The sequence below is a fragment of the Bartonella sp. TT29SHDZB genome (genome assembly GCF_042193395.1).
Classification (GTDB): Bacteria; Pseudomonadota; Alphaproteobacteria; order Rhizobiales; family Rhizobiaceae; genus Bartonella.
Genome location: NZ_JBHILQ010000008.1, coordinates 9854 through 32525, shown reverse-complemented (window position 1 = coordinate 32525; position 22672 = coordinate 9854). Strand labels below are relative to the sequence as shown.

24 protein-coding genes, 1 tRNA gene, 1 other RNA gene and 3 pseudogenes are annotated in these 22672 nt (G+C 40.8%); 12 read left to right on the top strand and 17 right to left on the bottom strand.

The window, feature by feature from the left end; translation table 11 throughout:
* Positions 1–105 precede the first annotated feature (105 nt).
* Both ACFIJJ_RS05445 and ACFIJJ_RS05440 read right to left on the bottom strand, forming a co-directional pair.
* Complete coding sequence (locus tag ACFIJJ_RS05445) at positions 106–681, bottom strand: disulfide bond formation protein B (protein ID WP_375622755.1); 576 nt, start codon at positions 679–681, stop codon at positions 106–108.
* Between the two features lie 10 nt (positions 682–691).
* Entirely contained in the window at positions 692–844 is a 153-nt protein-coding gene (locus ACFIJJ_RS05440) for a DUF5993 family protein (protein ID WP_273790835.1), read from the bottom strand.
* An 839-nt stretch (positions 845–1683) separates the two neighbouring features.
* Here ACFIJJ_RS05440 and purE point away from each other — a divergent pair.
* The 8 genes from purE (at position 1684) to ACFIJJ_RS05400 (ending at position 8694) form a co-directional block, all read left to right on the top strand.
* Positions 1684–2181, top strand: a complete 498-nt coding sequence (gene purE, locus ACFIJJ_RS05435; protein ID WP_375610656.1) for a 5-(carboxyamino)imidazole ribonucleotide mutase — start codon at positions 1684–1686, stop codon at positions 2179–2181.
* Entirely contained in the window at positions 2127–2489 is a 363-nt protein-coding gene (locus ACFIJJ_RS05430; protein ID WP_375646244.1) for a hypothetical protein, read from the top strand. Before purE ends, ACFIJJ_RS05430 begins: the two co-directional genes overlap by 55 nt.
* Complete coding sequence (locus tag ACFIJJ_RS05425) at positions 2459–3541, top strand: 5-(carboxyamino)imidazole ribonucleotide synthase (RefSeq protein WP_375646242.1); 1083 nt, start codon at positions 2459–2461, stop codon at positions 3539–3541. The genes ACFIJJ_RS05430 and ACFIJJ_RS05425 overlap by 31 nt, the downstream gene beginning before the upstream one ends.
* Before the next feature lie 1063 nt (positions 3542–4604).
* Positions 4605–4730 (top strand): type B 50S ribosomal protein L36, encoded by a 126-nt coding sequence (gene ykgO, locus ACFIJJ_RS05420; protein WP_004863016.1) that lies wholly within the window; start codon positions 4605–4607, stop codon positions 4728–4730.
* A 154-nt stretch (positions 4731–4884) separates the two neighbouring features.
* A complete protein-coding gene (locus ACFIJJ_RS05415) occupies positions 4885–5646 on the top strand; it encodes a tetratricopeptide repeat protein (protein WP_375646240.1) in 762 nt (253 codons plus the stop codon).
* A 1096-nt stretch (positions 5647–6742) separates the two neighbouring features.
* Positions 6743–6903, top strand: a non-coding RNA gene (gene ssrS / locus ACFIJJ_RS05410) — 6S RNA.
* Between the two features lie 345 nt (positions 6904–7248).
* Complete coding sequence (locus ACFIJJ_RS05405; protein ID WP_375646237.1) at positions 7249–7854, top strand: 5-formyltetrahydrofolate cyclo-ligase; 606 nt, start codon at positions 7249–7251, stop codon at positions 7852–7854.
* Between the two features lie 18 nt (positions 7855–7872).
* Positions 7873–8694: a TIGR00282 family metallophosphoesterase gene (locus ACFIJJ_RS05400; RefSeq protein WP_375646235.1), complete on the top strand. Its 822-nt coding sequence runs from the start codon at positions 7873–7875 to the stop codon at positions 8692–8694.
* A 369-nt stretch (positions 8695–9063) separates the two neighbouring features.
* On the opposite strand, the pseudogene ACFIJJ_RS05395 reads toward ACFIJJ_RS05400, so the two are convergent.
* The 5 genes and pseudogenes from ACFIJJ_RS05395 to ACFIJJ_RS05375 all read right to left on the bottom strand — a co-directional run bounded on the left by ACFIJJ_RS05395 (position 9064) and on the right by ACFIJJ_RS05375 (position 12853).
* A pseudogene (locus tag ACFIJJ_RS05395) lies at positions 9064–9456 on the bottom strand (helix-turn-helix domain-containing protein).
* Between the two features lie 245 nt (positions 9457–9701).
* Entirely contained in the window at positions 9702–10094 is a 393-nt protein-coding gene (locus ACFIJJ_RS05390) for a helix-turn-helix domain-containing protein (protein WP_375646233.1), read from the bottom strand.
* A gap of 428 nt (positions 10095–10522) precedes the next feature.
* Positions 10523–10861: pseudogene (locus tag ACFIJJ_RS05385) on the bottom strand (UDP-N-acetylglucosamine 1-carboxyvinyltransferase); the annotation flags it as partial.
* A gap of 367 nt (positions 10862–11228) precedes the next feature.
* Positions 11229–12524, bottom strand: a complete 1296-nt coding sequence (gene murA, locus ACFIJJ_RS05380) for a UDP-N-acetylglucosamine 1-carboxyvinyltransferase (RefSeq protein WP_375646231.1) — start codon at positions 12522–12524, stop codon at positions 11229–11231.
* A gap of 176 nt (positions 12525–12700) precedes the next feature.
* Positions 12701–12853, bottom strand: a complete 153-nt coding sequence (locus ACFIJJ_RS05375; RefSeq protein ID WP_375622776.1) for a hypothetical protein — start codon at positions 12851–12853, stop codon at positions 12701–12703.
* A 175-nt stretch (positions 12854–13028) separates the two neighbouring features.
* Between ACFIJJ_RS05375 and ACFIJJ_RS05370 the strand changes: the two genes are divergently transcribed.
* Positions 13029–13103, top strand: a tRNA-Thr gene (locus tag ACFIJJ_RS05370).
* Between the two features lie 101 nt (positions 13104–13204).
* Here the strand turns inward: ACFIJJ_RS05370 and ACFIJJ_RS05365 are convergent.
* Positions 13205–13492 carry a hypothetical protein gene (locus ACFIJJ_RS05365; RefSeq protein ID WP_375646228.1) on the bottom strand — a complete coding sequence of 96 codons (288 nt, stop codon included), beginning with the start codon at positions 13490–13492 and terminating at the stop codon, positions 13205–13207.
* Between the two features lie 1638 nt (positions 13493–15130).
* Here ACFIJJ_RS05365 and ACFIJJ_RS05360 point away from each other — a divergent pair.
* Positions 15131–15505 carry a hypothetical protein gene (locus tag ACFIJJ_RS05360; RefSeq protein WP_375646226.1) on the top strand — a complete coding sequence of 125 codons (375 nt, stop codon included), beginning with the start codon at positions 15131–15133 and terminating at the stop codon, positions 15503–15505.
* A gap of 863 nt (positions 15506–16368) precedes the next feature.
* A pseudogene (locus ACFIJJ_RS05355) lies at positions 16369–16602 on the top strand (DnaJ domain-containing protein); the annotation flags it as partial.
* An 877-nt stretch (positions 16603–17479) separates the two neighbouring features.
* Here the strand turns inward: ACFIJJ_RS05355 and ACFIJJ_RS05350 are convergent.
* From ACFIJJ_RS05350 to ACFIJJ_RS05320, 7 genes are all read right to left on the bottom strand, one after another.
* A complete protein-coding gene (locus tag ACFIJJ_RS05350; protein WP_375646223.1) occupies positions 17480–18241 on the bottom strand; it encodes a lambda exonuclease family protein in 762 nt (253 codons plus the stop codon).
* Positions 18242–18369: 128 nt separating this feature from the next.
* On the bottom strand, positions 18370–18588 hold the full coding sequence (locus ACFIJJ_RS05345) for a hypothetical protein (protein WP_375622788.1): 219 nt from the start codon (positions 18586–18588) through the stop codon (positions 18370–18372).
* Positions 18585–18752 (bottom strand): hypothetical protein, encoded by a 168-nt coding sequence (locus tag ACFIJJ_RS05340; protein ID WP_375646221.1) that lies wholly within the window; start codon positions 18750–18752, stop codon positions 18585–18587. Before ACFIJJ_RS05340 ends, ACFIJJ_RS05345 begins: the two co-directional genes overlap by 4 nt.
* Positions 18753–19072: 320 nt before the next feature.
* Positions 19073–19201 (bottom strand): hypothetical protein, encoded by a 129-nt coding sequence (locus tag ACFIJJ_RS05335; RefSeq protein WP_375646219.1) that lies wholly within the window; start codon positions 19199–19201, stop codon positions 19073–19075.
* A gap of 40 nt (positions 19202–19241) precedes the next feature.
* Complete coding sequence (locus tag ACFIJJ_RS05330) at positions 19242–19439, bottom strand: hypothetical protein (protein ID WP_375622792.1); 198 nt, start codon at positions 19437–19439, stop codon at positions 19242–19244.
* 2 nt (positions 19440–19441) lie between these two features.
* Positions 19442–19831, bottom strand: a complete 390-nt coding sequence (locus tag ACFIJJ_RS05325; protein ID WP_375622794.1) for a hypothetical protein — start codon at positions 19829–19831, stop codon at positions 19442–19444.
* Between the two features lie 313 nt (positions 19832–20144).
* Entirely contained in the window at positions 20145–20462 is a 318-nt protein-coding gene (locus tag ACFIJJ_RS05320; RefSeq protein ID WP_375622796.1) for an XRE family transcriptional regulator, read from the bottom strand.
* A gap of 416 nt (positions 20463–20878) precedes the next feature.
* On the opposite strand from ACFIJJ_RS05320, the gene ACFIJJ_RS05315 reads away from it, so the two are divergent.
* Complete coding sequence (locus ACFIJJ_RS05315; protein ID WP_375622798.1) at positions 20879–21970, top strand: YdaU family protein; 1092 nt, start codon at positions 20879–20881, stop codon at positions 21968–21970.
* 49 nt (positions 21971–22019) lie between these two features.
* Here the strand turns inward: ACFIJJ_RS05315 and ACFIJJ_RS05310 are convergent, their stop codons facing one another.
* Together ACFIJJ_RS05310 and ACFIJJ_RS05305 are read right to left on the bottom strand one after the other, a co-directional pair.
* Positions 22020–22244, bottom strand: coding sequence for a hypothetical protein (locus ACFIJJ_RS05310; RefSeq protein ID WP_375646217.1), 225 nt, complete (start codon positions 22242–22244; stop codon positions 22020–22022).
* Positions 22235–22495 (bottom strand): hypothetical protein, encoded by a 261-nt coding sequence (locus ACFIJJ_RS05305; RefSeq protein ID WP_375646215.1) that lies wholly within the window; start codon positions 22493–22495, stop codon positions 22235–22237. Before ACFIJJ_RS05305 ends, ACFIJJ_RS05310 begins: the two co-directional genes overlap by 10 nt.
* Positions 22496–22672: the final 177 nt, after the last annotated feature.

Below are 22672 nucleotides of genomic sequence, written 5' to 3'. Positions count from 1 at the left end.
CTTTCTGAAATGTCTTCGCAATAAATAAAAAAGAAGCGGATTTTTAAATATTCCGCCTCTTTAACCATAAAAATTACGATGAGGGATTATTAAACAAATTCGAAACTATGAAGGGAACCAACTTGATAACAACTCATACCTTACAGGATCATCGGCACACTGTCCACCACCACATTCCAGTATGGTAGAAATCAAATTTGCTGCAATCAAAAACACAAATAAGAAACTTGCCGCTTTACTCAAGACTGGAAAAGGAGAAAATTCTTTGAACTTATGTGCCAATTCGCCTAAAATCATGACAAATGAGACAGCAAAGATACAAAGGACAGAAATAATGAAAGCCCAAGTATAAAAATGTAATCCAAAGAACGTTGAACCATATCCTAAGTCATCGGGAGTAATATGCAAAAACACTTGGCGTGCTGCCACAGCACTGGTTACCATACAACCGATAATAACCATACCATAATGGGTATTTTTCACCTTATGGTGAATATTAAGCAAGAACCCACAACCAGCCAGCATCAATCCAACGCGCTGTAGCAAACAAAGGGGACAAGGTAACTCAAACTTTACCAATTGATAATAAAAAGCCACCACCAAGACAACGGATAACCCAAAGAGTCCTAGCGTATTCATAAAGATGACGAAGTGAGGATTTTTTTGTTCAACATGTTCCATGGCTATTCTCTCAAAAAGATAAATTTAAAGTAGAAGTTGCGTGATGATTGAAAGTGAGAAGAATGACAACGAATAAAATTGCCCACAAAGCATAACTTATATTTTTTTTACCACACATAGTCGTTACTGCAGTACCTAAAGCGATTAAAAATGGAAGAAACATAGCTTTTACATCTCCTTATACATCCGTTGTTTAACTTTTATTTATTTCAGCGTTCACCATATTACAAAATTGGGCAAAAAAGAGACCATAGATTTATTATTCACAATTCGTCATTCAGGATTGATATTGCATTATATTTAAGTAAAAAACGAAGAACGATATAATCGCTAAGAAACAGATCTCAACAAAAGCGTTAAAAGCACAAAAGCGTTGATTATAGGCTTCCCCTTATATCAGCCATTGTTAAAGATATATCGACAATTATAAAGATTATATCCCCTATAAAGATTATATCCCCCCACTCACAAAAGAATCACTTGAACAACAAAATAAATAGACTTTGAAAGCGAGATATATATCTCTTTATTTCTCAAAAGAATATCCTCACTTTTCAGCGCATTTTTGACATAAAAATCTCTTTCTCTCCTAAGCAATGTTTCAAATTGCAACAGATTTTATATCATATGGTGATCTTATTTAGATTAGCAAATAAAAAGTAAGATATTTAAAAAAAACTTATAATCAATGGCTTTTCCCCAATGTATTTTTCCCTCTTATCTTATAATAAACGACAATACCGCAGCTCAACAGCCTCATGGGTCCCACACCACCCCTTAACACCTCTCCTCAAAATTCATCCCCCTCCCCCTGACAAGAAGTGTTTCATGCCTTCAACACTTTAGTTTTTCATCTTTTGGTCTCCCCCTTTAAATTTTTAGCTTTCCATCTTATTTGCAAAATAACTGTTTCTCTGTCATCAATTGGCTTTGCAAAAAGAATATAAAACTTTAAAAAAATAATGATAAAGAATCGCATTGCACCTTTGAAAAGGATAGAGAATGATGAAAAAATCATGTGATGTCGCGATTTTAATGGGGAGCCAATCGGATTGGCAAACGATGTGCCATAGTGCAGATATTTTGACGAATCTTGGTATTTCTCATAGTTCGCATATTGTCTCAGCACACCGAACTCCTGAACGCCTTTATCAATTTGCCAAAGAAGCCAAAGAAGCAGGGTTTAAAGTTTTAATTGCCGGTGCGGGGGGTGCTGCGCATCTTCCAGGTATGTTAGCAGCCCTTACTCCTCTTCCTGTTTTTGGCGTTCCAGTGCATTCTCATTCTCTTTCTGGTCAAGATTCTTTGCTTTCAATTGTGCAAATGCCAGCAGGGATACCCGTCGGCACATTAGCAATTGGCAAAGCAGGCGCAATTAATGCAGCGCTTTTAGCCGCAGCCGTTATGGCCGTTTATGACCATGATCTCGCCCAACGATTAGAAGATTGGCGTCAACAACAAACAGCCAATGTCGCCCAAACGCCTGTAACGGAGGTTTAAAATGGCACCGTTTTCCAACACCCCCTCATCGAGCACCACTCCCTCCAACGCCACTCCATCCTCCAACACCACTCCATCCTCCAACACCACTCCATCCAACGCCACTCCCTCCTCCAACACCACTCCCTCCTCCAACACCACTCCCTCCAACGCCACTCTCTCCTCCAACGCCACTCCATCCTCCAACACCACCCCATACAACACCACCCCATCCAACACCGCCCCCTCCAACGCCACTCCCTCCAACACCATCCCCTCCAACGCCACTCCCTCCACCATGTTACCTCCAGGAAGCGTCATTGGTTTAATCGGGGGCGGACAATTAGCACGGATGCTCGCCATAGCGGCCGCAGAATTAGGATTTCGAACCGTTATTTTTTGCCCTGAAGCCGATTGCCCAGCCGCTCAAACAGCAAACAACCATATTGTTTCCTCCTATGACGATACATCAGCTTTAGATCATTTTATTTCTCAATGTGATGTTGTCAGCTATGAATTTGAAAATCTTTCGCTTCAAACGGTTCAATATGTAGAAAAGAGTAAGCCTGTTTATCCTTCTTCCAAAGCATTAGAGATCACGCAAGATCGACTTTTTGAGAAGCAATTTTTGCGTGATCAAGGGATTGGCACCGCGTCATGGCACGCGATTGACAATTCTTCTTCTCTTCTTTCCGCTCTTGATGCCTTAGGCGGACGTGGTCTTTTAAAGACGCGTCGTTTTGGTTATGACGGCAAAAACCAGATCAAGCTAGACCACCCCAATGAAAAAACCCTTGACGAAGCCTTTAGGACATTTCAGGAACAGCCTTGTATTTTGGAAGAAATAGTTCCTTTTTTATCGGAAATTTCGGTTCTCTCGGCCCGCACAAAACAAGGGGAACATATTTTTTATGATTGCCCTGAAAACCAACACAAAAATGGAATTCTTCATAAATCCTTTGTTCCATCACATATTCCACTTGACGTGCAAAAAGCAGCTCAAGAAATCAGCGTAACAGTCATGAATGCCCTCGATTATGTTGGTGTTCTTTGTATTGAACTTTTTGTCTTAACGAATGGTCACCTTTTAGTGAATGAATTAGCACCGCGTGTCCATAATTCTGGTCATTGGACACAAAAGGCATGCATAACTTCACAATTTGAACAGCATATCCGTGCTATTTGCGGACTTCCCTTAGGCAGTCCCTATCGCCATAGCGATTGCCAAATGACCAATCTTCTTGGTAACAATTTTAGCACGTTAAAATATTTTCTAAAGCAAGAGCACACCTCGATCCATTTATATGGTAAAAGCACTGTTCACCCCCACCGCAAAATGGGGCATATCATCCAATTACTGGGACCATCGAACAAATCTTAAGCCCACATACATACAAATGCTTTTTCACACTATCCCCCAATGAACTGAAAAAACAAAGCTTCACCCCACACCGATATCCCGCGGCTTCAACAGCGCCCCTAACCTTTTAATTCGCCCTGAAAGGGCGTGAAGCCCTCCTACAAGCTCCTTCTCTTCCATGCCCCCACCCTCAAAGATACAAAACCACACCAATCAACAATCCAACAGCTCCCCTTCCTTTTCTCAAAAAAGTCCCCCCACGGCTAAAAGCAATTCACCAGCCCCCAAGTTCATCACCCCTCCACCTTCCACCGCATAAATATTCCCCCATAACAAAAGCTTCACCCCACACCGATATCCAGCGGCTTCAAAAGCGCCCCTAACCTTTTAATTCGCCCCGACAGGGCGTGAAAGCCCTCCTACAAGCTCCTTCTCTTCCATGCCCCCACCCTCAAAGACACAAAACCACACCAATCAACAATCCAACGGCTCCCCCCACTTCAAGCATTTCAGCCGGCGCACGCACCTGACAGGGCTTCACAAGCCCCGCAACAAACAAGCCTCTTGCGTTTTAAGAAGCCCCCCTTGCCCTTAACGACAAAAACCCACACCACTTCAACAATCCAACGGCTCAACAGCGCTCCTATTCTTGCAACACTCCCTAACAGAGCTTATTTGTTTAAAGCTGAAAAGGCTTTTACTTTTTTCCACTCTTTGTGCTTTTTTATGTCCTTTTTTTACGAAAAAATTTTTACCTTCAAGACCAACCCTTAACACACCCTAAGGAATTTATAAGGGATATACCCTTGACAAGAATAAGACTTCTTGTTAAATCTCTCCTACTTTTTTTGCAATTTTCACTTATCGTTGTGCTAATGAAGTGGTTAATGCGTACCTTAAGAGTACGCTTTTCTTTTTGTGATCACAGTGAAAAAGTGTATCGTGTGATGTTATCATGCAAGTACGATATCGCAATGCAATGCTCATAGAGTAAGCAGTCTATTGGGGTTGTAATATTGTATTTTCGTGTTTTAATATTGTATTATAGTATTGTGTTACGTAAACTATTTAAACGGTGAATATGATGAAAATTAAAAATTCGCTTAAAGCACTAAAAGAGCGCCACCGTAACAATCGTTTGGTGCGTCGTAAGGGTCGTGTTTATATTCTCAATAAAACGAACCCACGTTTTAGAGCACGTCAGGGTTAATTCTTTTAGGGCTAATTTCTTTAGGTCAATGTTTTTATGCCTACTTTGATTGTAGGCTTAAAAAAATTTTTGCGTTTTTTTGGTTATAAGTCCGTTGATTACAAGTCTAGTATTTGATAATATTTGGTGATTTATCTTTTGGGGGCTTGTTTTTATGGATTTTTCTATTTTTTTTAAAGCCTTTCGATTTTTTCAGCGCGCGTTTTTTCTTTTTTTTGTTGGCGTTTTTTGTTTTGTTCCCTCGAGCTATGGGCAAAATCCTCCTTCTCTTCCTGAAGATCGGCCTTCTCCACAATCGCTTTTACCGTTAGATGATCTTATTCCCAATTCTCCTCCCCCTTCCTCAACGCCCTCCGATTCTGATTCCTCGGCGGTTATTCTTGAAGATCTTGACAAAGAGCAGCTTTCCCATGTTGATAGAGTTAAGCAGCGCAAAGAAGCAGAAATTTCACGTTTACTCAAAGAGTTGAAATATTGTGCTGATGTTGCTAAAGCGAAAAAGATCAGTCAACAACTTCAACATTTATGGTCCCAATCGGGGAGTGAGACGATTGATCTTTTAATGTCATGGGCTGAAAATGCACTCAACAGCGACGATTATGGACTTGCGCTTGATTATATTGACAATGCTCTTGCACTTTTACCTACTCATTCTGAAGCTTGGGTAAGGCGTGCTTGGATTCACATTCAGCTGAACGATTTCAAACTTGCCCTGCTTGATCTCAACCATGCTCTTGAGCTTGAGCCGCGCAATTATAGTGCTTTTTTTGAACTTGGTGTTGTCATGGAAGCAACGGAGCGTCCAAAACTTGCTCTTAAAGCTTATGAAACAGCATTGGATTACTATCCACAAATGCGCAGGATTCAAAAGCGCGTGCAAGCTCTATTAGACGAACAATCACCCCAAGCTCTTTAAAACCATTCAAGAACAAGACTCTTTACGGCATGCTTTCAAACCTAGATAAGACGCAAGCCGGATTCACATTCAACTCAATAAACTAAAAGCCCCCTGCTTATAACCACACCCCCACACACAATTGACAGTGCCTTTTTTTGAAACTTAGCCATTACCATGGAAGCAACGGAGCGTCCAAAACTTGGCTCTTAAGATTGATGAAACAGCATTGGATTACACTCCACAAATGCGCAGAATTCAAAAGCGCGTGCAAGCTCTGCTAGACGAACAATCACCCCAAGCTCTTTAAAACCATTCAAGAACAAGACACTTTACGGCATCTTTTCAAACCTAGATAAGACGCAAGCCGGCTTCACATTCCACTCAATAAATTAAAAGCCCCCTGCTTATAACCACACCCCCACACACAATTGACAGTGCCTTTTTTGAATTTGGACCTTTTTTGTATTGCAGGCAGCGTTCAAACATTTCCAATATACTTCCTTCAGAATTTCTCTCATAGCAAGAAAACGCTTCACGCTTGAGTCCTCTTCAGCCGTTTCTTCTTTTCACACCTTCCATCATGGATAAAAAAAATTTGTAAACACGATCCTCAAAAAATACTTTTTGAAAAAAGCTTAAAACATCGCTTAGCGCCTCTGATAAACTGTCATCATCTGTTTTTATTTTTAAACTTCAACCATAGCAGCACATACCGTATCGGCTCTCCTCCACCCCTCAAAGCTGATAAAACAGCCCTGAAATATGGCTTCACAAAGCAAAAACTTCAAAGAAGCAATATCAATTCAACAAACATCCTTGAATAAGAAATATTCCTTTCAAAACTCCTCCAAGCATTCCCACGAAACATAAAAATCAAGCATTGTCCCAAAAGAGCCAGTCAAGCCATTGCCAATAAACCGTTCTACGTCACTCAATCACCCACCCCCACTCATATTTTTTGCTTTTTTACTTTGAATAAGCCATCCATCATACAGCCATTTCGAGCAGCCACCAGCAAGGTTATAAAAACTCTCCTGAAATACTTTATGAAAAAGAAGAGAGCGAGGTTATTTTATCCCTAGCAGAAACTCTGAAATTGTTTTATATTAAGGAGGGTGTTCTGCGCTTCTCGACAGGAAATAACGTATTCCTGAGACCTTAATGATCTCCAAGGGAGCTGTCCCTGATCAAGCCCGTGGGCTTTTTCATATGGCGCCCACCTATTTGTATAGGTTCCCGGGATCAGCTTTTTCCATCGGCTGTTGTGGATCACCCTTTATTTGTATAACTTTTTTGCATAAAAATTTTTCCAGCTAAAATTGAGAGCATCCTTTTACATAAGACCAATGACGATACTCTCTTTTCAAGAAATAAAAATGACGAGGGGCTTTATTTTATAAAACAGACAACACTGACAAAATAATCCCCTCTGTGAATCTGCTTCACCCCTTCGCACGCAAGCAGCGCAAGAGCGGTTTATCGCATCAAGATACCCCCTATAAAGAGCACACACTTTTTTCATGCTTTTTTTCATGAGCACAGCTCTTGTCCTAACAGAGATTTACAAAACGCCAACAATGGATAAAATGCCAACATCTTATTAAAACAATTGACGAGACAATGACACAAAATCCCCTCTGTGAATCTGCTTCATCCCTTCGCACACAGCAACGCAAAAGCGGTTTATCGCGTCGTGATGCTCTTTTAACAGAAGAGCGCGCACTCTTTTCGCAACGTGCTTGTTGCCACTTTATTGAATACCTTGAAAAGAAGGGAACCGATTTTTCATGCCTCATTTTAGCAGGCTATTGGCCCATTAAATCGGAAATTGACCCGCGTCCTTTACTGGATGCTGTAGCGTTACGCGGTGGACATTTAGCCTTACCAGCAGTTCTTGATTCCACCACCATGATTTTCCGTGCATTTTCGCCCAGCACGATTTTAGAGCCCATGCGTTTTGGCACCTTTGGTCCCAGTGCCGACAATGAGGTTGTTGTCCCCAATAATATTATTGTTCCGCTTTCTGCGTTTGATCGTCACTGTCACCGTCTTGGCTATGGAGGAGGATACTATGACCGTGCGGTTGAAGCTCTTGAAAAACAAGGGCATCAAATGACATTATGGGGCATAGGGTTTTCATGTCAGGAGGTTTCCTCTATTCCTCCGACAGAATATGATTTACAGTTACAGGGCATTTTTACAGAAAAAGGTTTCTTAAAATGTTAAAATGTGATTAAAGCGCCTATGCGGTTTTTATTTTTAGGTGACATTGTTGGTAACACGGGCTGTAAAGCTGTTTTTGAACACCTTCCTCAACTGATTGAGAAATGGCAGCTTGATTTTGTTGTGGTAAATGGTGAAAACGCCTCTGGTGGTTTTGGTCTTAAGCAAGAGACGTATCAAGATCTTTTGATGACCGGTGTTGATGTTGTCACCACAGGCAATCATGCTTTTTCTCACAAAGAAGCATTGCAGTATGCCCATGAGAGTGATCGTTTTTTACGCCCTGCCAATTTTTCGAAAGAAACACCTGGAAGAGGTTCTGGTGTTTTTACGGCAAGAAATGGCGCCCGTGTTCTTGTCGCCAATCTGTTGGGCAGCGTATTTATGCCGTGCAAAGTAGAAGACCCGTTTGCAACAGCGGAAAATATTCTGCTTGCCTGTTCGTTGATGGAGCAAGCCGATACGATTATTTTTGACTTTCACGCAGAAACGACAAGCGAGAAGCAATGTTTTGGCCATTTTCTTGACGGTCGTGTGAGTGTTATCGTTGGCACCCATACGCATATTCCCACGGCTGACGCGCAGATCTTAGAAGGTGGGAGCGCCTATTTAACAGATGCAGGCATGTGTGGAGATTATAACTCCTCTCTTGGAATGGATAAAGAAGAACCCTTACACCGTTTTCTTTATAAGACGAAGCAAGACCGTTTTGAACCGGCGTGTGGAGAAGCCACCCTTTGTGGTTTAGCGGTTGAGATTTCAGATCGCACCGGTTTAGCAGAAAAGGTCTCAGCGGTACGGATTGGTCCTCATTTAAAGCCTGAAGTTCCGGATTTTTGGTAGCTTTTTTAAGCCGCCCCTTTGATGATCGCTCTCCACTGTGCGCCCTTTGGATGATAGCTCTCCAATATTTTCTTTTGAGAACTCTATTTGGCAAGACGATTTTTCCAGCCCTTCCCAAATCCCTACTAAAAACACCCCGCCCTCCAATTTGCCTAATACAGCAACTTTTCTAGCACAAATAAGTCACTCTTTTTAAAAGGATAAAAGATAAAGGATAAAAATTTTCGTGATTTTTAAAATGATGAGAAGGAGGTTTTATTTGGACATTTCTGCGGGGGGGGGGAGGAGAAATGTTAACCCCCTTCTCTAGAAAAAGCTTTATATAATAATTTATTATTTAGCAAGAGCCTCTTTAATTTTTTTTTGATTCTAACGAAAATTTAATCTTAAAATTGCTTTCTTCTTTTTAGGTCTGAGCTCTCTAAAACTTTTCAAAAGGATATGCTCTTCTTTACTTCCGATCCCTTCATCACAGCAATACAAAGCATTTTCTTTTGTTGAGAGATCAGCGTAGAAAAAAGAAATGGGAACATTGAGAATATCAGCAATTTCTTGTAAACGCCCAGCTCCTATACGATTAGAGCCTTTTTCATATTTTTGGATTTGTTAAAAAGTCACACCTAACTGACTGCTTAATTGCTTTTGCGACATTCCGATCATTGTTCTTTTAAAGCGAATTTTTCTGCCTATCGAAATATCGTTAAAGTGTGGATTTTTAGCTTTCACTTCAAGCTCCCCTGCCGGTTGCGAGCGCCCTCGCATTGGTATTCCGGGAGTCAAAAACACTGAATCCGAGTCAGCTTTTTTGCTTTTAGTGCTAGAGAGCACCTGGACATAGCAAAAACTCCCGGAATCTCGCGATACTTATAAAGCAGGCTAATGTTTCATCTTGGATTTTCAGGCTTTGGGTTCCACCATTCAACCACACTATACGACGAGAACCTTGGTGCTTGTTCATAAAATAATTTCAGGAGACCAGCAATAAAAATTAAAACAGTGTTTTTATCTCATGAGACAATCAAACACAAAATTGCTTTCTGTTTTTGAGGTTTGAGCTCTCTAAAACTTTTCAAAAGGATATGCTCTTCTTTACTTGAAATCCTTTCATCACAGCAATACAAGACATTTTCTTTTGTTGAGAGATCCGTATAGAAAAAAGAAATGGGAACATTAAGAATATCGGCAATTTCTTGTAAACGCCCAGCTCCTATACGATTAGAGCCTTTTTCATATTTTTGGATTTGTTGAAAAGTCACACCTAACTGGCTACCTAATTTCTTTTGCGACATCCCGATCATTGTTCTTTTAAAGCGAATTTTTCTGCCTATCGAAATATCGTTAAAGTGTGGATTTTTAGCTTTCACTTCAAGCTCCCCTGCCGGTTGCGAGCGCCCTCGCATTGGTATTCCGGGAGTCTGAAAGTACTGAGTTCAGTCAGCTTTTTTTGCTTTTAGTGCTCATCGCACCTGGACATGGCAAAAACTCCCGGAATCCCGGGATACCTACAAAAGTAGGCTAATCTTATGTACTGAACTTTAGGGCTTTCAGACCCTACTGATCGCTGCGTAGACGACCAAAGTTACCCTTTAAGGTATAAAGCAATTTCAGGAAATTAGCAATAAAATTTAAAAACAGTCTTTATTTTATGAGCTCCACCCCGCCTCTCAAACTTTTATGCCCGCTCGTAAAAACTCCAAAACCATGAAATAAAACCCAGGTTTATTGAGAGGACTAATAACCCTTTATTTTTGAGATCACACCTCCCAAAAGCACACCTAACAACATATCACCCCCTCCCAAAGCCATTCTTGAGAGACATCTTACAGATTTACACTGTGATACGTTGGATTTTTGCGCCACAACGAGCCAATTTTTCTTCTAATCTCTCAAATCCACGATCAAGGTGATAAACACGATTGACGATTGTTTCTCCCTTTGCTGCCAATGTAACAAGATAAGAGGGCCGCAATTACAAGAGAAACAACAAGCGCACGCAAATCCGTCGCCATAACGGGACCCCCTTGCAAATTCTCTGTTCCATGAGACGGTTGCCCTCTCGCCCATCAAGCTTTATCGGCACCCTCAAGCGATTGAGTTCTTGAACATGCATAAAACGATTTTCGAAAACCGTCTCTGTAATATGCGCGCTTCCTTCAGCCCGTGTCATGCACCCCGCGTCATGAGCGCCATGAACGAAACTTAGACAATAATCACGAGCCTCCTCAAGAGTGAGAGAAGCAAAACTTTACACGAAAGAAAAACCATTCCGAAAAGAAAACAGCAGCCACAAAAGCCATACCCTTGAAAGATGGAGATTTGAAAGAACTATTGAGAAAATCATCAAGAATGTACGGCTCCAAAATTCCACAAGCAAGAGAGTAAACCATTAAAAATGCACCAGCCAAGCCCAGCGCCCCAAGCCCAGCCCCTCCCAACAAGCAAACATTGTGTTAAAACGCCCCCAAGCAATCGCCCCCCTCAACCACAGCGCAAAGCATTCAGCATATCTTTAACAGGTTTACACTTTGAAAGCTTTACACTGTGATACGTTGGATTTTTGCGCCACAACGAGCCAATTTTTCTTCTAATCTCTCAAATCCACGATCAAGATGATAAACACGATTGACGATTGTTTCTCCCTTTGCTGCCAATGCTGCAATCACAAGAGAAACAGAAGCACGCAAATCCGTCGCCATGACAGGAGCCCCTTGCAAATTCTCTGTTCCATAGACAGTTGCCGTCTGCCCATCAAGCTTTATCTGTGCCCCTAAGCGATTGAGTTCTTGAACATGCATAAAACGATTTTCGAAAACCGTCTCTGTAATATGCGCGATTCCTTCAGCCCGTGTCATGAGCGCCATGAATTGCGCTTGGAGATCCGTTGGAAAAGCAGGATAAGGTCCTGTTTTAATATCAACGGGCATAATTTTGGTGTTCTTTGGATTTCGCTTAATATGAATTCCTTGAGGTTCTATTTGAATCTCGAGTCCTGTTTTTTGGAGCACCTTAAGCACCTTTGTGAGATGATTAGGATTTGCATTTTTAAGAAAGACATCTCCTCCCGTCATAGCAACAGCCATTGCATATGTTCCCGCTTCGATTCGATCAGCAATAACGCGTACTCTAGCACCGCTGAGTTTTTTCACCCCTTCAATTGTAAGTGTTGTTGTTCCTTCACCGGTTATTTGAGCCCCCATAGCATTCAGGGTTCGAATAAGGTTTGTCACTTCTGGCTCACAAGCCGCATTTTCAAGAACGGTTGTCCCCTTTGCCATTGTCGCCGCCATCAGCATCACATGGGTTCCACCAACAGTGACTTTAGGAAAGCGATAGTGAGCACCTTTTAACCCCTTTAGCGCTTTTGCATGAACATATCCATTTTCGATAGTAATCTGTGCGCTTAAAGTTTTCAGTCCTTCAAGGATAAAATCGACAGGTCGTGTTCCGATAGCACATCCTCCAGGAAGTGAAACATAAGCTTCTGCGCATCGTGCAAGCAGAGGTCCGATAACCCAAAAGCTTGCGCGCATTTTTTTCACCAGTTCGTATGGCGCCCGTGTTGTGGCTATTTTTTGCGCTGTAAAATGAATTGTTCTTGAATTCACACATTCATCGTTAAACTCTTGTCCATCAACGGCATATCCAACCCCATGATTATTGAGAATACGAATAAGCAATTCGACATCGGCCAGATGCGGAATATTTTCTAAAGTGAGTGTTTCTTCAGTAAGCAGCGCTGCAATCATAAGAGGCAATGCAGCATTTTTTGCCCCAGAAATAGGAATTGTTCCTTGAAGTTTTTTTCCCCCAACAATTTGAATAGAATCCATCGTGTTTTCCCTCTTTTCCTTTGTGCCTGCCCTTCCAAAGGATTATCCCCCTTCGGGAAGTTATGCTTTATTAATTGTTTTAGAACGCATTCTAACTATGAGAACAAATTATTGAGAAGTTTGGTTGCAAAAATTTACTAAAAAACATTTTTTTGCATTTTAGAACTTTTTGCATTTTAGAGTTCTGTTTGTGCTCTTTTACGACTTTGCTCTTTTCGACGTTTCAGGTTTTGACGCAATTGTTGTGCCAATCTTTCTTGACGTCGTTTTGCTTTTTCATCTTGATGATTAATTTCATTTTGTTTTTGTTTTTGATACATTTGTGTCATTGCGCAACCTTTTAAACAGTGTTGAGCTTCTATCAAGCAACTCATAACCTTAAATATTTAAGCATATAAGAAACATATGTCATGACATAAGATACGTTTTCTTGCAAGAATATACAAATGTTCTCTTGCCTATTTTCTGACAATATGGCACAAGACAGCGCAAAGATTGAAAAGGGCTGCGGTAGCTCAGTGGTAGAGCACTCCCTTGGTAAGGGAGAGGTCGAGAGTTCAATCCTCTCTCGCAGCACCATTTTATTTTTCTTTATTTTTCTTCTTTCCTCTTCTCTTTTCCACCATCCTCCATCAGCTTTATCAAATCCTCCATTCTTTAAACCATGGGTTTCAATGGCTTCAAAACCAATGGCTTTCAAAATCAAGAGCCTCAATGACACGCTTAATTTCCAAAATGCTTTGCGAACGGCTTTTGAAATTGACACACCCCAAAGAATATCCCCCACCCATTGCCTCTCCCTCTCTCTCCTTGCTTCTCCCTCTTTCCTTGCTTCTCCCTCTTTCCTTGCTTCTCCCTCTCTCTCCTTGCTTCTCCCTCTCTTTCCTTTCTGTAAGATTTTCCCTATCCTTCTCTTTACCAAGCCTCACTGTTGCAACAGCTCTTGTCACTTGAGACGATATAGGCATTTTTATTTTTTCAATATTTTATTTCTTGAATATTTTTCCCCCACAAGCTCATCCCGCTTGTAATATGCAAGCAAACGATTTTACTTGATTCAATATAAGAACGTTTGAATAAGAGGACTAAGACCATCTCACACCATTCTGGGCTCTCATTACAATTCAAATTGAATCTCAATAATGAATTATTATAAACTCATTGTTTGAATACATCCCGTTGATACCTTTAGCCGCCTCCAACCCCATAATCTTATCTTTCCAGCCCCCCCTCAATAAAGCTTTCAAGAAGCCACCCCACGCTCCCATATGGCAAAAATCCCATATACCAGGCATCCTATATACCAGCTATATAACAGACATCCCATATGCCAGAAAATTGATAGCCCGCCGTTTCAAAGAAGATCCCTCATTGCCAATTTTATACACTATGATTTTCCACGTGCTCTAAGCCCCCCTCTTTCAACATGCATCTTTTTTACACGAATACTTTAATTGATACGGATAGCGTTATTCCTCTTGCATAAGAGCCCGAAGGGTAAAAAGTTCTTTCCCTCTGTTCTATTGAAATCAAGCACCCCTCTTCGCTTACAGTTCACAAGCAGAAAGATCCGTATGGCGTGAAACTTTCCAAGAAAAGCATGCCTTTTATAAAAAATCCCTCCACAGTGAATGAAATTATGAATCGTCTCAAAAACTACAGCCCATATCGCAATCTTGGCACCGAGCCAAAGATGGGACCAACTTACTTTTTCATAAAGTAAAGATAAGATGCGCAATGTTTATAATCTACGGACTTTATAATCTAAAGAGCTTATAATCTATGGGGCTTTATCGTTATACCCCTCACGATATTATTCACAGGCACAGTATGAAATTTACGAATACCGGCATGAAATAGGTGTGAAATGAGCTTAGAGAGAGATGTTTCTTTAAAACAAGTGCGTGAATGTACAACAACAAGTATATTTCATTTGAAGTATTCTGGATATTCCCTCCTACCCCCGTCCCTAGGACAACCATTTTGGTTACAGAGTCCCCTTATATATTCTGCATATTTTCTGCTGTCATACCTCCTCCAATAAGCTAAAACCCCACATATGCGGGGTTTTAGCCAGTACCACACCTTTATTTAGACACATTATGATCACTATAACCATTTTTATTAAACATGTTTTTACGTATATTTTCAACACAAAAATAACATATATTGATTTATTTAACAGAAATCAGTTAAGTATTTATGATAATCATTAAAAGTTAAAATGATAAAATTATTATTCAAAACGTACGTCATAATATTTATAACGTTTTTTTCTGTATCCCTATTATTGGGTTGTACTCAAGTAAGCGATCTCGCTGAATACGATAGGCTTTACCAAAAATATGTCCATGAAAATTACACTCCTTTAGCATATTCTCAGAAATTAGAAAAAGCAAAAAAAGAGGTAGAATATTTAAAAGCGTATATGGAATGGACTGTAGACATCCCCCATGACAAAAGTCAATTTTGGAGGCATTTAATAACATTGCCCAGTAATAATAACATTGCCCAGTAATCCTCCAGAATTCAATATTTTAAAACATTATCACATATTGCTTGTTTTTTGTGGACGTTTTTTTGATTTATGGCAAGGTGATAAAACGATGCCCACACTTACCTTTAACGACTTACCAACAAGACTGAAGGATTTTAAAGCTAACGGGATGAAATACAGGAAAAATTGGGATTATATAGAAAATATTTTCCTCAAAGCAAAGTTTGAAACAAACTTTGATGATCCAATGTTTGCGTATGCAGAAAAATTTTTGGATTCTCCCAATGGCATTAGTCGAAAAGAACAAACTCTCCAGACAGAGCTGCTCATAATAGGCAATGAACTCACTCGTTTTAGAAACACAGCAACAATGTGCGTTATGGCTAGAGAGGTATACCTTGCCATGATGCCCAAAGAAAATGTAAAACCGCCCGTAAGATATAGCACTTTTGAAAAATGGAAGCAGTATTTAAAAAATCTTTAAACGGATAATAAAACGCCTTTCAAAATACTTCTAAAGAACCATTAAGCCCTCTCACAATGACTATAATCAATCACTAAGAGGGTATAAAAAACAATGTTAATTAAACAGTCTTTATTGAGAAGCGTCTTAATTATCGCCCTTTTAACAACGCATCTTTTTTATTCTTCAAAGGGATATACTCATTCGAATGAACTATTCTCTTCAAAAGAAATTACAGAAAGAGAGAGATTGTTCCGCATTTTCCTTGTTAATGGAAGTCGCTAGTGGGAAGAAAAATTCTACCAAATTCTCTGGATAGAAAAAACATTTTTTTTGGAAAACAAGCAGCAGTTATCGCAACCGCTCTATGAAAAACATGTCAATATAATAAAAAAATGGCAGAATATAATCAAAAAACGACATCATGTATTTAATACTCTGTGTAGCCTTATAGAATTAGAAATAGATGCAATGCGACATGTGAATGAAGCAAAACACTCTCATGAGCACACACATCTCTCAAACCTTATGAAACACATAGAGACATATCAAGAGCGTATAGCTAAAAACAAGAAAGAACTTGAGAAACTTGATCATGAAATTGAGATCTTATACAGAGTTATCGTAGAATATACAAAATTACCATAAACTTTGATCTATTCATTCCATAACTTTATGAAAAGTGCTTCTCAAAGGGTCTCCTGTATTTTCAAGCATTTTGCACTATCTATCGCCACCTTTAGATACAGAATGCCAAAGCACAGTAACGTTATCATACAATTTATTGTATTTTTTCAACACAAAAGTAACACATATTGATACATTCAAAGGGCATCAATTAAACGATCTTATAAAATAAGAGCAAGACACAAGTGGCTGTATTAATGATAGTAAATGAAGACGATTATTATGGAATTCTTGGTGTAAGCTCCGCATGCAATGATAAACAGATAAAATCTGCTTTTCGTAAATTAGCTCTGCAATACCACCCTGATCATAATTCTAGTACCGAAGCAGAACAAAAATTCAGAAAAATTTGTGAAGCCTATGAAGTTCTTAAAGATCCTCAAAAGAGAGCTGCTTACAATCAGTTCTACCATAAAGCTTTTAAAGATAATCACAAAGCTTCTGAAATTAGTAGAAACCAAGAGAACAGACGACAAGATAATACCGAGCATGTAATTGGTAGTATCATGAATGTAATTTTCATTATTTGTGGAATAATACCTATAATGTGTTATATAATTTCGTTTTTTACGTGGAATATACCACTAGGAATAATTAAGTATAGGGTTATTAATTTTCATCAGTATAAAAGGATATTTGGTAAATATTGGTGCATTTATCTTCGAGATCATACTAATATCATTTATCAAAGTTATATGGAGAAGTATCTATTGATCAGTACTTTTGAAGAGCTTTAAGATCAGTCCCACAGTGAATTTACAAGGTGTGGTCATTTTTGATTTTCTATAACCAGGGATTGTCGAGAGCCATAAAGGTTGTCGCGTCTTTATCCGTTCTTTCCCTATTCTCCCGTTTCCTCCACCCCTCTATTTTCTTCCACAATCTGCCCCCCAACCTTTCCCCCACCAAGCTCACTTGACTCCACACAGTCTTTTTCTCATGCCCCTACATCCTTTTCCCATATCGGCTAAAAAAACGCCCCTCAAACGACTCTTTCTCAATGAACAAAAGCACCACAAGGACCATTTCCTCTCCAATGAAAAAGCACTTGTCCGGCAACTTAGCCATCATGGGGGTCTTTCATCGCGCCCCCAAACACAGCACAACACAAAAGCGGCCAGAACCGCGCGCCCATCTCCTATCTCACTTCCCTAACATCTTCCCCCAAAGTTTTTCCTTATCTCTCTTATTTTTCACTTGACTTCCCCTCTGAAACACCTTCTTCCATTTTCCCAAGCAATAGCTGTCACGCGAAGCCTCTCTCCCTTCAACAACCACCTGCTTTTCCGCCTACTTCTTGCCTTATGACTAAAGCTTGCCTCTCCTCAACGCTACACAAGATCCCTTTCTTGCCCGCCTCATTCTTGTTTTGCCCTCCAGCATACGCCTTGTCTTCATTCCAAGCACCCTTTCTTCCCCCTCCTTCAAAGCAATTTCTGTTCTTATATGAAAACCTGTCCCAATAGATTTAATTTGCTGTACCATCTTCTCCAAAGCCTCATTAAAACGGCTAATTTCATTTTCAAGCTTGCAAATATAGGCTTCATCACGATAAGCCCGTTTAATCAAAGGGGGCATATCCGGCCAATAGAGCATTAAATCCACCCATTCGCGTTGAGAAATCCATAATCCTCCTTGACATTGTGCTTTATGTTCTGCTGGAAAGCTCTTTTGAGTAAAATGAGGGATCAAAATTTCAGGTTTTTTTGTTTTAATTTCTAATAAGCCATTTTTTCCCACAAAAGCATCGGGAGAAAATCCTTGTCCGCGATCATCAGCCAAAACAAAGCCAATACATTCAGGTTCTGTATGTGTCAGTTTTCCATAAAGCTGTCGCGCGATTGGTTCTAATTCAGTCCCGCGTCGCTGAGCAAGCGTTGTTCCTTCATCAACGGTTTTTCCTGTAATTCTTTCTCCCGCCAATTTCATCATCACACTCTGATAGCGTGACGTTTTTTGCCCTTGTTTTGTTCGTGCCATAACCATCTCAAACAAAGAAGCCGTAATCAAACCACTACGCACCTTCTGCCATTCTTCTGTTCCTTGAATACAATCGATAATGATTGGCATAGTATTTCTCCCCTTCATTTTTAAAGTGTTTTGCAATATATCCTCTTTAAAGCATTCACCTTTTTTAAGCTGTATCCTTCACACGGACTCAAAACGACAACATCCTGCATCCTTCAATCCTGCATCCTTCAATATTGTGCCGCTGAAACCACAAAAATCTGTCCCCCCTTACATCCCCCCTCGTGTCCCAATACGTCTAAACAAGCTTCAACAACCCACCCCGTCTCATTCTTGTTTTGCCCTCCAGCATACGCCTTGCATGTGCTCCAATCTCCCCGCTTCCCCCCATTTTCCCACCATGCTTTCACATTCATGACCCCAAGTCGCCCGCCAAGCTTTTCCCTCAAGCTTTCCCCCCAAGAACGAAAGCATAAGGTGCACCATTGTCACCGCAATGAAAAAGCACTTGGGCCCTTTCATTGCGGCTTCCCCCAGCACTCAACACAAAAGCACCCAGAAGCCCCCCGTGTCCCAATACGTCTAAACAAGCTTTAACGACCTCCCCCGTCAAACTCCTCCTTCCTTTTTCCAGCATGCTTTACGTATCATTCCAAGCTCCCTACTTGCGTGCCGCAAAAACACAAAAACCAGCTCTTTTCCCCCTTGAACGTGCCTTTTTATAGATTTACACCTCCTCCACGCTGCACTGCTGCTTCTCTTCCCTAAAAGCCTCATTTTTGTTCTCCAGCATGCTTTCGTATCATTCCACTGGATAACCCGCTGCCCCCATTGCCTTATCCCCCCCAATGAACCAGCCGGCAACGCCCCCCACAAGAGCCCGCAATTTCTCATATATAGGCTTTTTTCTTCATGCCCCCCTTTCCATATTGGCTAAGAAAATCCCCGCAAAGCTCCTCCCCCCCCAAGTTGCCCCCCAAGTCGCCCACCAAGTCGCCCACCAAGCGGCTCCCTCCTAAGCTTCCCTCCCAAGAACGAAAGCATAAGGTGCACCATTGTCACCACAATGAAAAACCCCTTGGGCCATCATTATGGACTCTTTTCAATCCTGCCATTGCACGACGGCAAAATCATAGCAGAGATATTCTTCCGCCAAATTTTTTGCCATAGACTGAGCGTCTTTCTGCGACATGAAAAGGATAGCATTGTGTTTTTGTGGTTCGAGTCTGATTAAATTTCGTGTATTTCCAGCATAATAAAGTGGAAATCCTCGATAAGAAGTCTTAAGATAACTTGGCATGTTTACCACCAATAATCTGTCAAGACATCACATGGGCGTAAACGATGCTGTTTTTCATAAGAGCCATAGAGATTATCTTCATAAGCGCACGCCATTCTTTCATTTAAACAAGCATGATAAGCTTCACTATTCAAAATGAAGGGCTGTAATTGAGTATTTTCTTCATTTATTTCATGATTTTCGACATAAAAATCAGCGATTTGTTCAGCAACATCTTCCGCATGAGAAGTTGTCAGATCGAGTCGTAAAACTCTATAAACAGTTTCATATTCCTCAATCAGTTCGAGCACTTCTTCGATTTCGTCGATAGGTCCTTCATAAGTAGCAGGATTTTCGTCTTCGCAAAGAATGACAATAATTTCATCCTCTTTAATGAATGGAATATTTTTCATGATTTTCCCCCTTTAGACAGTTGATAAAGCCTAGCTTTGTCTTGACAAGGCCAAATATAGCGTTAGTCTTATATCCTCTATAGGAGAGATGTCAATCATTTTATCCTTCATAAAAGATATATTTTAAATCTTTACGGGGTTCAAATGACATATATAAATAAAAATCTATTGTTCTTTATTCCCCTCATGTCCCTTTGTTGTTCTCTATTTGTTCTTACTCAATTGCAATTATAAACACACAGGAGAGATAAAATGAGTGATATAATATTAATAAAATACTGGAGTCGCCTTGATTCAAAAGCACAGAAGGAAGTTATTTTGAAGCTTCGTCAATTGGTCGCCGCAAAAGAGTCAAAATCGCCTGTCTCTCTTGCGGAGAGAGTTTCGAAATAAGCTCTATAAATTCTTTATCTTCAGGGCTAGCCCATTTTCCATAAAGAATATAATTCATACTGATATTAATTTCGTGACAAATTCGCGAGAGAGATTCTATTGTTGGTTCTTTTCCTTCAGAAAGAATAGAATGAAGGTACCCCGCGCCTTTACCGGCAGCGAGGGAGATAGATCTTTTTGACCGCCCACTTTTTTCCAAAGCGATCCTTAATCTTTGACGCCAACCATCGATATTCATAATTTCACCATATAGCGCGTCTTTAAAAAAAAACACGTCCTTTTTATAAAACGGGCTTGCATTATCCTCTAAAAAGGATAAAATTAAGGAAACAAATTTTATTTTTTAGGGGGAATTTTTTTTATTTTTAGATCATAAAAACACTTTAACCACCCTACCGGATACAAAAGACCACTCTCCAAAGCTTCTGCCCAAAAGCAAGTACGTTGAGAATGTGTGGTATTCTTTATTTTTTTCATCACCGCAATCTTAAATCGTAAGTTTGCATGCGCTTCAAGCACCGCCAATCATTTATAAGCATCGTAAAGAAGCCTCTAGTCATCATCGAACAGAGCCAAATGCAACACAAGTTAAATCCTTATTTGAGCTTTTATCATCAATAAAAATGTATAAAAAAGAAGAAAGTAGATTGCAGTATGAAACACGCTAATCAACAAGAAACTCCTCATTATGAATCGTCTAGGCTTCCATATGTTTGTTGGTATCAAAATGACTTTCTAGGAGGTGTACGTGGGATGCGCGCACACGAAATTGGAATCTATACGATTCTTCTCAATGAAATGTATGCCCGTGGCCGACCTTTAGAAATATCGAAAGAACGTTTAGCGCGTCTTTGTGGTTGTGACAAGCGAACTTTTGTTAATGTTTTAGAGATGCTCATTCAAGAGGGCAAGATTTTAAATTTAGCCAATGGGTTATGGAACAAGCGTTGCGAAAATATTTTTCAAGAGCGAGAAAAACTGCTTGAACAAAAATCCTTTGCGGGACGTTCTTCGGCAAAAAAACGCAAGAAAATCAATACTGAGATTCAACAACTGCTTAACGAGCGCACAAAAGATGGTGAACAAAGCTCAGAAGCTCAAAAGGCAGAAGAAGAAGAAAAGGAAACACCTTACGGTGTTTTAGAAAAGAAAATTTTGTTTGATGAGACAAAAGCTTGTTTTTCCTGCGAAGAGAGTTTTGAACAAAGCGATCACCCATCACCCTTATCGGCTCTTGATTCACCTCTCTCTTTGCCTGCGCAAGCAGAAACGGCGCAAAAAAGTGCTCCCTCTTTAAACGCTCCCCAAGCCGAGTTCACTCCCGCCCCTATCGCACAAATTGTCACGGGGGAAAAAACAAAATCCGCCACCACTCTCCCACAGGTTACTCTCCCACCCCCCACTTTCTCTACCTCCATCTCGCCTTCTTCCAACAAAAAAACCACAGCCTCAGTTGCCAAAGGGCACCGTCTTCCTGAACATTGGCAAGCAGACATCAAGGCGGCAGTTTCAGAAGGTTTGAGTGAAAGCCAAGCCCATTGGCAAGCCAAGAAGTTTCGCGACTATTGGCAAGCCAAGAGCGGCAAAGAAGCACTCAAAGTAGACTGGCAAGCCACGTGGCGCAACTGGTTTCGCCGTGAGATTGAGCGGCAAGAACAGCAAAAACAGGGAAGCTCCTCATCTTTTACCTCTGAGAACAACGACACGCTTTACCGCAGTTTGATCAACTATAATGACAATTTTTGACATCACAAAAACAACGTATTTTTCAAGCACGCGCGGGGATAAAAATGCTTCAAAGCCACAACAGCAACAGCATCGGACAAAACAACACAGAACAAAGGGCGGCAAAACAACACTTGGATAGGCGATTCACACAGCAAAACGCGTCAACATCGACCATTTTGCTCTCATCACAAAAGCGTTTTCCCCACACAAGTCCCCCCACAGGCACCCAGCACACCCCTCCAACACACACTCCAACAGGACCTTCCAGCATGCACCACCCCCTCACAGACATATCCGCTCCCCTTCTTGCATCCCCTCCTTTTCCCGCCTTCTTCCTTTCTCCCCCTCCTCCTTTCTCCCCCTCCTCCTTTCTCCAAGGCGCCACTTTCCATGCTCTTGGCAAGCAGACATCAAGGCAGCAGCTGCAAAACCTTCAATGAAAAGCAAACTCTTTGGCAACAAACCCACCCCCTCCACACAGGCATCCCAACACATGCCCCACCACACATCCCCATAGGCACCCAGCACACCCCTCCAACACACACTCCAACAGGACCTTCCAGCATGCACACCCCCTCACAGACATATCCGCTCCCCTTCTTGCATCCCCTCCTTTTCCCGCCTTCTTCCTTTCTCCCCCTCTTCCTTTCTCCCCCTCCTCCTTTCTCCAAGGCGCCACTTTCCATGCTCTTGGCAAGCAGACATCAAGGCAGCAGCTGC